The following is a 12,617-nucleotide window of genomic DNA, read 5'->3' as shown; positions in this document are numbered from 1 at the left end:
CTTAAGATTTTCTCCCTCAAGGTCCCATGTCAGCTTGACATTCTTCCCTCCGGTATCACTGATATCAAAGATATACCTCATGCGTGGATTCAGTGCCCTTGACGGGAAAATAGCGCAGCCTTTCGCACCACGCTTTACATATCTTCCCACCTTTTTCCAGGTATCATAATCTGCCATGAGTGTGCTTTTTCCCAGAGGTCTCTGAGCTGTTACCATAACGATATTGTCAAATTCATAGCGGTATAACTGACCTGCGACCTTTAACACATCCTTCCAGCTCTTTTCTGATCTGGTGATGTTACCAATCTCAGAATCGTATATCGCTTTGACCTTCATATCAACGCCCATACCTTTGTCCTCCTCTATTTAAACATCTCTGCAAACAATCCCTTAAATAGCTTTAACTCATCCTTATCCAGCTCGATTGCAAATTCATTGTCGATTGCCTGTTTTTCACATTTATCCTTTTTCTTTGCAATCTTACGCACCACACGAAGAAGCACATAGCACTCTTTTGATTTTGCAATGCTCTGTTTAAAGGTCAGCTCATCCTCATCGACTGACTTCTGTGTCTGATAGATAATCTCTTTTAACTTATTATTGATACCATCTACTTCCTCAAGTGAAATAATAACGGATGCCTTAGAAGCACCCGATCTGTCCCACTCCTTATGAAGTTCCTTTACTAAAAACTCCATGTTCTTAATTACTGTTGTTGAATCACTTTTCATCTTGCTCTTCCTCCGTTTTCTTTTAATGAAGAAGGGAGCTGACCTTCGCTGATAGGCGTAAAATCAACTCCCTTCATGTCCTCTGCTCCAAGGACTATCTGCTCTGCATAATACATATCCATTGCCTTATTGATGGCATCATCAAGCGACTCTGCCTTTACTCTCTGTACTCTTGAGAGCACTTCTTTTATCTCAACATCAAATTCCTGTTCCATATGATATCGCCTCCTGTAAAAATCTCATCACCGGCTCTTTTCTTCCTTTACCTGTCTTTCCTTAAAGCCTTCATCGTACTTTCCATCTTCCAGCCTGTCGTAAAAACAGTCCTCTTCAATCGTTCCAAAATCCTCATACATCTGGTGAAGGAAGTCATTCTGCAGCTTCTTTGGTACATCATCATCCTTTGACATATCCTGATAAAAATAGAACTTCTGCTTTAGCTTTGCCCTGTAATCATAGATATCCTCTATCTTTTCCGGTGTGCCATACTCCCTCTTGTATGCCTTGAAATTCGTGGTTGAAAGTGTGGAACCTAGATAAATGCCATGCTCCCACGATACCCCGATTGTGGTATTGTCCTTTGTAGGCTTCTCATCCTTCGGATAACGCTTATACTCTGTCGCACCAAGGGCGATTGTAAGAGAACCTGACTTCATATCCATCACCACGAGATTCCTTGGTGATAATGCTTCAAGCACCATGTAATCATGGTCATTGAAGTTATGAAATGTCTGTCCCCTTTCAAATGAGCGGTTCTCCATTTCATAATGCAGGTTAAAATCATCCACCCAGCCCTTATCGGTCATTCCAATCTCCTTAAGCTTTGCAACACATTCAGAAGAACTGGCTTCTTTATCAAACCGAAATTTTTTGGAATCGTTATAAAACCCCTGAAGAAAATGTCCCAGCTGAATATCATCCAGACAGAATCTTGCAGATACAGTTACATTTGCTGCCCTGTAATACTCTGTGAAGTTATCTGCTTCACCAAGTGTCCTTCCAAGCTGCAACAAATTTTCTGCAAGCTCTGACATGTCATCAATTGCTATAAAACTCTTATAATCATCCAGAGCCATCAGCATATTTGTCTCTGTTCCCCTGTCGTTTTCTGTTACCAGTATCATATCTTTTAAATCCATTCTTACCTCCAGTCTCAGAGAGGGACTATGCCCTCTCTGCAAATTTCCTGTTATGGTCTTCCTATCACAACAATCTTTCCTGTGCTTGCCACATCTCTGTAGACCACACCAAGACTTTCATTAAGTGCCTCTACCACCTTGCCATTTCCGACATATACTGCCACATGGCTGATGTTCTTATATCTTCCGTTGCCTGTAAAACTGTAGAAGATAAGGTCTCCCGGCTGTAACTCATCAAAGGAGACAGTCTTTCCGGCTTCATCCAGTCCCTGTGCCTCCGCTGCCGCTGTGGTTGCACCGCCGTAACTAATATCCACGCCCGCATCCTTCCACGAATAATAGGCTAAGGAGCTGCAGTCATAATAGTTACCGCTGTCTCTTAAATCCTGACTATAAGGGAAGCCAACTCTGTGAAGTGCATAGGAGCAGACTGTTTTCTGCCTGCTGTCTGTAATTCCGTTTAGGATGGCATTGATTTCATCCTCAGTCATGGAGCTTACTCCAGGACTTCCGCCTCCGCCGCCACTTCCGCTTCCGGCATATCCAAGCTGTCCCATAAACTCCGGACTCATGATCTGCTCAAGCATTTCCACCTGATCAGAATTAAATCCATAGACCGAAATCATATCCCTGTACGATTTTAGTGTGACATTCACATACAGAACCGACTTTGTGACAGTAGTTACATTGCCGTCTGCATCCGTTTCTTCCACATCCTTTGTTCCGGTGCTTGTGGTGTATGAACACATATCATTTACAACTGCCTGCAGCCAGCCTTTTGAAGTATCATTCATGACTGTTGCTGTATCTCCGACACCATGCTTGACCATATAGACTGCCATGATGTCATAGTAATTGCTTGGGTTTTCTTCCATACCTTCATAATCCACATATACAAGCTCTCCAAGGTCATATCCGGTATGCTCATTCACTTTCGTATTAACATCCCGGTTAAACTCCTGCACATAAGCACTCGTTACTGTCTGCACGGTATCTCCTGATTCAAGTGGTGGCAGGAATAAAGCAAATGGAGAATTGTAAAGGATTGCTATCACCGCTATAACCGGAACCGCAATCATAGCAACTACAAGAACCAGTAACAACAGCACCAGTCCGATAATCGGTGCTGCTGCCTTTACCCAGGTAATCGCTTTTCGCACAATCAGATCCTTTACCAGCTTTGCCACGCTGTCTGTCTGATTCTCCTGTGCTTTCATCTTATCCAGAAAGAATTTTATCTTCCTGCTCCGGTTGGTCATCTTTTCATCCTTCACCTCTATGGATACACCTGCAGCATACCCGGCTGCCATGCCGATTGCAGTACCAACTCCCGGTGCAACCGCTGTTCCTGCCGCTGTAGCAGCTGCCTTTGTCGCAGTTTTTGTTGCAACCTTGGCAGTTGTCTTGGCTGTTTCTTTTGCCGTCTCTTTAGCTACCGTCTTGGCTGTATCTTTGGCAGCTTTCTTTGCTGTCTTTTTTGCCAGCTTCTTTCCTGCCTCTACCTTCTTGATACGCTTCTTTGCCTCGGCTGCCGCCTTTTTCCTGAAAAGTGCTGCACCCTTAGAAGCAGTTCCGGTAACAGGTCGGCTTGCTTCATATGCAAGATATGCTGCCTGCGATACCTCATGCCCGCCCTCCACCTGCTCCGTTACTGCCCCAGCTGCAAGTGCTCCTGTTCTTCCTGCAATGTGAAGATTGGTATTCTTGGTCTTGATTGAAGTTCCTGACTCTCTGATGTTACGCTTAAACTTAGAAAGACCTTTATCCTTAGCCTCCGACTGATGAATGGTACTCTTTCTATAAGTACTCTTTCCACCAGCACTTTTCTGAAGCATTAATTTTGCAGATGCTTTTTTATCCATTTCATTGGCTTTAGCATCATGCACTTTCGGACCTCTCTCTACTGTATAGATGTTGCTGCCTTTAATCTTGGCACCCTTTGGCTCGTGGGCATGAATCTTGGCTTTCTCCTTGGTGTGAATGACCATAGGCTTATCATCCACCTTTTTTATCTTCAATGTTCTCACCTTCTTTCTACATCCATTACCCAAAAATGGGTAAAAAAATAGCCATCTGGATGATTAGTCCAAATGGCTTATGTAAAAATCTATTTAATTCTATTGTAAAGAACTGTCTCTATTCTGGTTGATAAATCAATCTTTTTCTTATAAAGAAGTGTCCACGATGCTTGATTTTTTGAATAATCCATCTTTTCCTCTGGAAAAAATGAACGACAGAAATAATTATCTCCTTCATCATTAGATAAAAACAAAAATAGATTCCTGCTCTCCACGTTGTTTTCCATAAGATAATCAGCCTCAATCATTGAATACATATTTGCTTTCTTATTATACTTAAACACAGTATCATTACTATCAATCATTTGTTCAAGCAATGGCAGGAAATGAACTCTTTGCTCTATCTTATTATAAAAATCTGATGACTCTATTTTTTCAATTGTAATTGTTCCATCTGCTATCTCATCAAATACTCTGCCTCTGTCTCGGCTCAATTCAGGTCTGTCTACCAGATATTGTAATCCCATAAGATGAAAACAATCTTTTTTATCAAATGAAATTCTTAATGTAACTGAAACACCTTTTCTCCCTAGTACAAGCTCATATTCGGTTGATAATAGCGGAATAAATGCATTTATGCAATCTAAAACATTCCTCATTACAGTTCTCCACTACATCCTTAGATTAAGAAAGGCTCTGCATAAGCAGAGCCCTTCTAACATTTTCTTTCGAGGATTAACCTCTAGCCAGATTGTGGTAAATGTCAAACCCTTATAAAGCTCATAAGGCACTGCTCTCTGGCACAACACCTTACTTTGCCGCTTGGCAGACACTCAAGTTGCCTGTCTTTAATATTATATTACCTGTCATATGAAAATATGTCAATCCAAAATTCATGACTTCATAAAGAATTAACATTTTTCATTTGCATGCTTTTTCATCTCAATTATCTCGTGAATGTTGGTATTGTACAGCTTATACAAATCCGTATCCTTACTTATCTGATTATCAAACGGAATCACCACAGAACCACACTTGATAAGTCCCATTCCAGATGCAGTATTGGTTACAAATCTAAGCTGTGCCTCTGATACTCCGATAACCTCCGCCATCTTGGAACTGTCTGTATTCGCCTGCTTTAAAAGTGCCACAAACTCAGAGTTTGCAAGCATTGTGGTTGCTGTGTAATTCTGCAACAGATCGACTACATTTTGCGTGATACCGGTACAAAGACCTCCCTGTTTTCTCACTTTCTTCCAGAGCTGCTGCAGATATTTTGCAGAATACTCGGAATTAAGTAAGACATGGAACTCATCAATATAGAGCCATGTTGCCTTGCCTCTCTTGCCATTCTCAACAATCCTGTTCTGAATGGACTCCATCATGACAAGCATTGTGATAGGACTAAGCTCTGTACCTAAGTCCCTGATGCCATATACTGTGAATCTGTTATCCACATCCACATTTGTCTGATGGTTGAAGATGTTAAGTGAACCATTTACAAAAAGCTCCAATGACAATGCAATGTCCTTTGCCTCGTCCTCCGGCTGTGCCATAAGGATATCGTAAAAGTCACTCATTACAGGGATATACTTCTCTTTGCTCCTTGCAATGTCGATATACAGCTTTCTCACACAGCGGTCGATGATTGACTTCTGTCTTGAATTTAAGCTGTCACCGATGCACTGCTCACAAAGACCAAGCATGAACTCGCCCTTTTCTCTTACCATTCCCTTGGAATCATTCGGATCAAGGCTCCATACATCCATCTCCAGCGGATTCACATAGTTATCCGTGTAGGTGGACATATTTACCACTGTTCCACCATAAGTCTCAGCAATATCAAAGTATTCGTTCATTGGATCTATAACGATTATTTCATCATCTCCCGACAAGAATACGCTGCCCATTTCCATCTTGCAGAAGAAGGATTTACCGGAACCCGGCACACCAAATACAAAGCCATTTCCATTGATGAGCTTCTTTCTGTTACCGATATTCACATTCTTGCTGATCTGGTTGATGCCATAATAGTTTCCTGTGCTGTCATTTAATTCCTGCACATTAAATGGCATAAGCACCGCAAGTGACTGGGTAAGAAGTGTACGCATTGTCTCCACCTGTCTTACACCAATCGGAAGTGCTGTGTTGAGTGCCTCCCTCTGCTTTAAGTAGTGTGTGTCAATCGTGCAGCTGTTACGCTTTCCGATAGTCTCTACTGTCTCACATACACTCTCAAGCTCCTTCTTGCTTTCTGCCATAAGAATAATGGTTACTCCCACAAAGAAAAGGCACTGGTCATTCTCACGGACATCATCCATGATTTCCTCAATCTCCTTTTTCTCCGTCCTTTTGGCATATGAGATTTCCGTAGAAAAATCGTTATTCTTATTACGGACTCTCTGCTGCTTAATGATATCCGACTCAATACCAAGGTATTTCTTCTGAAGCACCTTTGTTGTCAGATCCTTGGGAACAGGCACCACATCAATGCTCGTGATGGAATGAACCGGAAGGGAAGTAATCTCATTGATGAATCTGTCTGACAAACTGCTCGGATACTTTTTGATAAAAAGTGCCTTGCAGAATTTACTCTCATCCTCAAAATGGTCTGGGAAATATTTCACCATCCCATTGCACAGATCATTTCTAAAATCTGCCCCGACCTTCTTTGCCTTTTTGATATCAAAATCAAAGCTGCCCTCATCTCCAAGATGATAATAGTCATAGAGCACTTTCAGTCTCTCATTGCCATTAAGTGGTACAATCTCCGCACCAAGCTCAATGAAAGCCTTGTGTATCGTTGCCTCAAGGGTTGCAAACTGTGCCTTTGCCTCCTCGAAGTTCTTTCTCTCAATCGTGATTGTCAGGTATCTCTCCTGCTCAATCCCCTGTCTGCCCTCAATAATCTTCTCCTCAATGATGTCATTGTAGATTCTTCTATAATTGTTGAAGCCATCGTTTTTCTCAGCAATCAGAACCTTGTCACGGAGTTCATCCATGTTTTTGTTCTTATTGTTGATCGTAATCTTATAATTACAGTCCAGCGAATTTAAGAACTTGCAGTATCTCTCAAATATGCCGATCTGCTCATCCTCCGTTGCTGTTGTGTAATTGATGTCCTGAAAGCGGTAGCATTTGGAATACTTATTTTTGCTTACTTCAAAAATGCCGTTTTCAGCCACCGCCATAATCTCTATGGTTTCCTGAATGGATTTAGGTGTCTTATACAAAGGCTCACTCGCCTTCTTTAATAACTTAAATCCGTCTGTAAATAAACCCATGTCTCTAACCTCGCTTTCTTATAATGAAAGCCCGCCGGGAACTTCACCCTGCGGGCTGTGTTCCCGACCTTGCGGTCAGATACTATTCGTTTCTAATGCATTGCCTTATATGCTGCAATGCCTGCTACTGCCGCCACAATGACTGCGACAAGTCCAAGCAGCATATTTCTCGTCTTTTTCTTCATCGCTTCAAACTCCTCCTGCTTCTTTACAGCCGAATCAGCTGTTACAGTCTCCGGTTCAGCCTTTCTGCCTTTCTTCTTTACCTGTTCATTCTGTTCTGCTTCTAACTGCTTTATTGCAGGCTCTCCTTCTGTTGATACATAGGTAAGCGCCCTGTTGCCAAACATAAAATGCAGTTTCTTTCCCATATACTCGTAGAAATTCATCCCATTAAAGGAATAGAAACCACCAAGTGCAATCGGTGCCACACAGGGAATTGCCACATAAGCAGAACCCGTAAGACCGATATACTTGTAAAGAAGAAGGACGATACCGCCACCAACCACTACGCTTGCAATGGAAAATATAAGCTGCCTTGCAGTAAGTCCCATTGCAACCGATTCCTGATAGCGGTCAATATCCTTGTTTACTTCGATTACCATTGTCCCTGCCTCCTATCTTGATAAATCCTTTATCTCTGGCTTTCTTGTCATTCCGATATTTGCCTCATACTTATCCATTCCATCCGGACACAGTTCCCTAAGCTTGTCTACATTGAACAGATAAAGAGGATATTCACAGAACCCGCTCCTTTGCGTGAATCCAGTAAACTCTCCAAGGTCGTTATCTGTAATAAACTTTTCAATATCCGGCATGTCATTCACATTCAGATATCCGCAGTAATTTGGTGCTGCAACCGACAAATTCACAGTCACATCCCCAAAAGGCTCCTCATATCCATCTTCATTACACATAAGACCGATAAACATTGCCCTGTTATTCATATACTGCTGGATATCAAATGTCACCTGCGTTTCTCCGGTTATGCTTGAATTATAAGTAACCTGTTTCTTTTCATTATCCATTTCTGCCTCCTTCTATAATCCAAATGCCTTGCTTGTAAGTGTCTGTGCACCCTTCACACTTCCAACAGTCATTGCTATCGTAAATGTCATTTCACACAAATAAATAAGCGTCTGTGCCCAGTCAGCGTAACTTCCTGTAAATGCCGGAAGTCCTGCATTGATAAATGCATTACATACCACAATTGCAAGTGCCATCGTTACTGCCTCGAATACACACGAAAGAAAATATTTGCAGTAGGTAGCCATTGTATGACTGACCATTCTGTTTCCTGCCATTGTGGAGCATGCAATCGCACCAAGCGGCACAATAATCAGTATCTTTAAGAACCTGAAATACACTGTGTAGATGATAAAGAATCCACAGATAATAATGATGATTGCAAGCAAGGCTGTAAGTATCAGCATTACCAGACTTTCACCAAATCCGAGTCCCTTAATGATGTCTGCCTGTGTACTGTCAATGGCAAGCTGCGTCGTTGTCCCGGCAGATATAAGTCCCACCAGATTTCCTATGGAAGTAAAAAATGCTTTCATAATCGTGACATTATTTGCAACAAACCATTCTGCAAGTCCCAGTCGGATAAGCATACGCAGGATTGATTCAAACCTCATCTCATCTTTTACATCTATGCTTTCCGAGCAGAAACCGATAACAAAGAACAGCACAACGAGGGAAGAGCCGACCGCTACAAAGACCGGCTCTATCCCCTCAATGACTGCCCAGGGACCTCCGCCCTTGAAACTGACCGGTGACTGTCCAAGCATTGCAAAGACCAGGGATATCTGATTGTTCCAAAACCCAAACACTGCCTCAAGAAGTGCAAGGATCTTGTCTCCAAGCTTAAAAATATCCATACTTGTTATTCACCTCTTTCCTTTTACTAAAAGGGGAAATGCATTTCCCCCATCTTAGAAGCCTAAGAATGTCAGAACTGTTGAAATACCAGCCATCATGACACCTGCCACAATTCCTTTCAGAGCGGAGTTCATGGTAGATGAATCCTGCTGCTGGTAGGCTTGTGCGAACTCCATAACATTCTTTGCAAGAATGATGACACCAACCGCACCAATGACAGCAATAATAAGTGTCTTTAAGTTCTCAAGCGGCTGTGTTACTGCGGAAGTACCTGTACCTGCTGCAAAACAAGTAGTGCTCATAAGCATTACTCCCATAAGTGCTCCGGATAATGCCGGAACGAATCTCTTTTTTAAGTGAATGAATCTGCTCTTCATGCCTTTCTCCTCCATCTGATTGTTGTTTGTTGTTGAAATAACCTGTTCTTTTCTCATGTTGTTTAATCTCCTTTTTTGAAGTGACAGAAGCGGAAAAAGCCAGAAAGGAATACACATATTCCAATCCGGCTAGCTTTCCGAACGGAATATATGCATTCCTTTCTGTCCTGTTGTTAGTTACTCTATGATAATCAGGCAATGCCTGTTGTACTGGTTAATCGGGCTTTCCCCGATGCGTTTTTGCTGTGACCATCTCCTTTCAAGGTATGAAAAAAAGCACCTTAACCATATTGGCTAAAGTGCTAATTTACTCTCAAATTTGCTTTATTCTAAAAGCATTCCATCAATTATTGCAAACTTTGTCTTAAATATAGATCTATTCTGGCAATATCGTAATATGACATCCTGTACATAAGGTCTTGTACAATAACTGTCTACCACAATCTGTTTATCTTCCTCTTTCTCTATCCTCTTAAATATGCCTTTTGCATTCCAATCCGTCTTTACAGCATCTACTAAATCATTACTCATCTCAAGATGTGATAAAATCGTGGAATTCAACTCGGTTTCTTTAATTTCAGATATTTGTCCATAGTCATTAAGTTGCTTCAATTCTCTCTTAATTGCCTCCGTGTAACTTGTCATATTATTATCTCCTATCAATAAGTATTCAGGTGTTACATCTAGTGCCTTTGCTAGTTGTAAAAGATTATACGCACTTGGCTCTTCATTGAGTCTACCTTGTTCATAACGTCGTATACTCTGAACAGATATATTTGTTATCTTACCCAGCTCTTCCTGTGTATAGTTTCGTATATTACGCAACTCTTTTAATCTATCTGCAAAAGTCTTTTCCGTATTCATCCTGTACCTCCAATATAAAATAATTTCTGTCTTTTGTAACTGCTCACATGTTAGTAGTCCAATAAGCTGAAGCATACCATGTGAGCAAATTATATCATATACTCTGTAATATATCTAAAAACATTACTGCTTCTTTCGATATGAACTCATCTTCTCCACAGTAACCTCCGGATAGAAATACGTCAGAATCGTTGACTTTGGAACACCTGCAGCAAGAGCTTTCTTCACTTCCTCTTTCTGCTCTGGTGTATATGACCAGTGCAGCATTCGGTTTGTGATGGTATCCTCCCATTTAGGCTTTTCCCTCTCAGGATTCCTCACAGGTTTAGCACCAGCACTTCCACTAGAAGCATTGGCACTTTCTGTTGCTTCCGACTTCTGCGATTCATCAACATACTCAAGCTCATTTGCCTGTTCCCTGTCAATCTTTGCTTTCTGCTCTGCTTCATCCTGCATGGAGAATCTTCTGCTTAATTCCGCATCACCAAGCATCATAAACTGCTCATAGGTAAGAGAATCTATATACACATTCTCGCCCTTATCCTTCAGCTTTTCATAATACTTAACTGCCTTGTCTGAAAGAATCTCAAATGGCGGACCGATAAGATTATCCGTTCCTCTTATCTGATGAACATATGGTTTTCCCTTACCATCTGCCGTCTGGTTAAACATCGGATGATTGAATGGTATAAACTTATTATCCATGATAGGATCAAAACCACGGATAAAGATAATACACTTTTTGTTATCCAGCTTTCTGACTTCATCGGGTGTAAACAGTTCCCTGCCTAATACATCATAATTCCTCGAAGAGCTTCCCTGTCTGCCCTTTGTCTCACCGCTTGACTTCTTATCAATCGTACCTTTTCCAAGCAGCTCTGAGACGTACTTATGCGTTGACTGCTCGTTGCCGCCAAGGTAGATGAAAGTATCGCAGTTGCCTGGAATTGTCTCCCAGGTGTCCTTAAAAAGTGCCTTTAACTGGGCAAAGTTCTGTATGATGATAATACTTGAAATCTCTCTGCTTCGCATTGTCGATAACAATGAACAGTAGTCATCCGGCAATGCGACATTTGCAAATTCGTCTAACATAAAGGTCACATGAATTGGAAGTCTGCCGCCACAGTTAAAGTCCGCCTGATAGTACAGTTCCTGAAATATCTGCGTATAAAGTAGTCCAATAATAAAGTTATAGGATTTGTCACTATCCGGGATTACACAAAAGAGTGCTGTCTTTGTCTCTCCATCCCCATTCACTCCAATACCGATATCTGACAGATTAAGCTCATCTTTTGAGAGTAATCGTAAAACCTGCTTATTCTCAAGAAATGCAAGTCTTGAGTTGGCACTGATGATAATGGAACGGACGGTATCTCCTGCACCTCTCATACATTTGTTGTACTGCTTTACTGCCGGATGATTAGCTCCAAGCGGAGAACTTTCCTCTAAAAACTTCATACGCACATCCAGCTTTGATGCCTTCCCTTGCTCTGTAACCTCTGCCTCTCCAAGAAGCTTCAATACTGTCTCAAAGTTTCTCTTTGCCGGCTGTACCTCCAGCCACACATAATAAAAGATAGCCTGCAAGAACAATCCTTCCGCTTTTTCCCAGAACGGATCACTTGGTGTCGCTCCCTTTGGTGTCGTATTGCTGATAAGGTTTGTAATCAGCTTGACCACATCTGTTTCCTCTCTGATATAGGAAAATGGATTGTAACAGTCTGATTTATCCATCTCTAACAGATTAATGACTTTCAGGTTATATCCGTTATTTTTTAACATCTGCCCGCAGCTTCTAAGGATTTCTCCCTTTGGATCGGTACAGATAAAGGAACAGTTATGCGGCATCTGCATCAGATTCGGCTTTACTTCATAAAATGTTTTTCCTGCTCCGGAACCACCACAGATAAGTATATTTCCATTGAGCTTGAGTCTCCTAAAATCCAGCGACATCTTCACATTTTGGCTGAGTATCCGGTTGAAATTCTCATCCTTATCTGCAAGTATCTTGTTGACCTGCTTCGGATTTTCAAATCTTGCCGTACCAAATTCCTTACCGGGCATATAGTTTCTCTGACTGGTGTAATACATGACAATAGCCATCGCATAGATACCTAATGCAATGGCTACTGCTTTTACTGTATTGGAATTGTAATAGTTGGCAAAGGGAACAGCACATACTTCATTGAATCTGTCCATAAATTCATTAAAGGCAATCCCTTCCGTCCACGCACCATTTATCAGATAACCAAGATACCCTGCTAACACTGCACCCACAAGAATGAATATCAGTGACGGCTTTTTCTTTGTTGTCTGCATA

Annotated in this window: 12 protein-coding genes; all 12 read right to left on the bottom strand. The window is 41.5% G+C overall.

The window, feature by feature from the left end; translation table 11 throughout:
• Nucleotides 1–362 precede the first annotated feature (362 nt).
• Entirely contained in the window at nucleotides 363–731 is a 369-nt protein-coding gene (locus tag NQ488_03865) for a hypothetical protein (GenBank protein ID UWN96458.1), read from the bottom strand.
• Nucleotides 728–946 carry a DpnD/PcfM family protein gene (locus tag NQ488_03860; GenBank protein ID UWN96457.1) on the bottom strand — a complete coding sequence of 73 codons (219 nt, stop codon included), beginning with the start codon at nucleotides 944–946 and terminating at the stop codon, nucleotides 728–730. Before NQ488_03860 ends, NQ488_03865 begins: the two co-directional genes overlap by 4 nt.
• Nucleotides 947–973: 27 nt before the next feature.
• Nucleotides 974–1,870, bottom strand: a complete 897-nt coding sequence (locus NQ488_03855) for a hypothetical protein (protein ID UWN96456.1) — start codon at nucleotides 1,868–1,870, stop codon at nucleotides 974–976.
• A gap of 50 nt (nucleotides 1,871–1,920) precedes the next feature.
• The gene (locus NQ488_03850) at nucleotides 1,921–3,858 is read right to left on the bottom strand and encodes a C40 family peptidase (GenBank protein ID UWN97096.1); all 1,938 of its coding nucleotides are present in this window, start codon (nucleotides 3,856–3,858) and stop codon (nucleotides 1,921–1,923) included.
• 119 nt (nucleotides 3,859–3,977) lie between these two features.
• Nucleotides 3,978–4,547: a PBECR4 domain-containing protein gene (locus NQ488_03845; GenBank protein UWN96455.1), complete on the bottom strand. Its 570-nt coding sequence runs from the start codon at nucleotides 4,545–4,547 to the stop codon at nucleotides 3,978–3,980.
• A 252-nt stretch (nucleotides 4,548–4,799) separates the two neighbouring features.
• Nucleotides 4,800–7,172 (bottom strand): DUF87 domain-containing protein, encoded by a 2,373-nt coding sequence (locus NQ488_03840; GenBank protein UWN96454.1) that lies wholly within the window; start codon nucleotides 7,170–7,172, stop codon nucleotides 4,800–4,802.
• Between the two features lie 92 nt (nucleotides 7,173–7,264).
• Nucleotides 7,265–7,777 carry a PrgI family protein gene (locus tag NQ488_03835; GenBank protein UWN96453.1) on the bottom strand — a complete coding sequence of 171 codons (513 nt, stop codon included), beginning with the start codon at nucleotides 7,775–7,777 and terminating at the stop codon, nucleotides 7,265–7,267.
• Between the two features lie 12 nt (nucleotides 7,778–7,789).
• Nucleotides 7,790–8,200, bottom strand: a complete 411-nt coding sequence (locus NQ488_03830) for a DUF4313 domain-containing protein (GenBank protein UWN96452.1) — start codon at nucleotides 8,198–8,200, stop codon at nucleotides 7,790–7,792.
• 12 nt (nucleotides 8,201–8,212) lie between these two features.
• Entirely contained in the window at nucleotides 8,213–9,055 is an 843-nt protein-coding gene (locus tag NQ488_03825) for a hypothetical protein (protein ID UWN96451.1), read from the bottom strand.
• A 54-nt stretch (nucleotides 9,056–9,109) separates the two neighbouring features.
• On the bottom strand, nucleotides 9,110–9,490 hold the full coding sequence (locus tag NQ488_03820) for an electron transporter RnfA (protein ID UWN96450.1): 381 nt from the start codon (nucleotides 9,488–9,490) through the stop codon (nucleotides 9,110–9,112).
• A 267-nt stretch (nucleotides 9,491–9,757) separates the two neighbouring features.
• The gene (locus NQ488_03815) at nucleotides 9,758–10,297 is read right to left on the bottom strand and encodes a helix-turn-helix domain-containing protein (protein UWN96449.1); all 540 of its coding nucleotides are present in this window, start codon (nucleotides 10,295–10,297) and stop codon (nucleotides 9,758–9,760) included.
• Between the two features lie 123 nt (nucleotides 10,298–10,420).
• Entirely contained in the window at nucleotides 10,421–12,616 is a 2,196-nt protein-coding gene (locus tag NQ488_03810; protein ID UWN96448.1) for a type IV secretory system conjugative DNA transfer family protein, read from the bottom strand.
• Between the last annotated feature and the right edge of the window lies 1 nt (nucleotide 12,617).

The organism is [Bacteroides] pectinophilus, from assembly GCA_025146925.1.
Classification (GTDB): domain Bacteria; phylum Bacillota; class Clostridia; order Lachnospirales; family Lachnospiraceae; genus Bacteroides_F; species Bacteroides_F pectinophilus.
The sequence above is the reverse complement of the archived record's forward strand: the minus strand, read 5'-3'. Positions and strand labels throughout refer to the sequence as shown.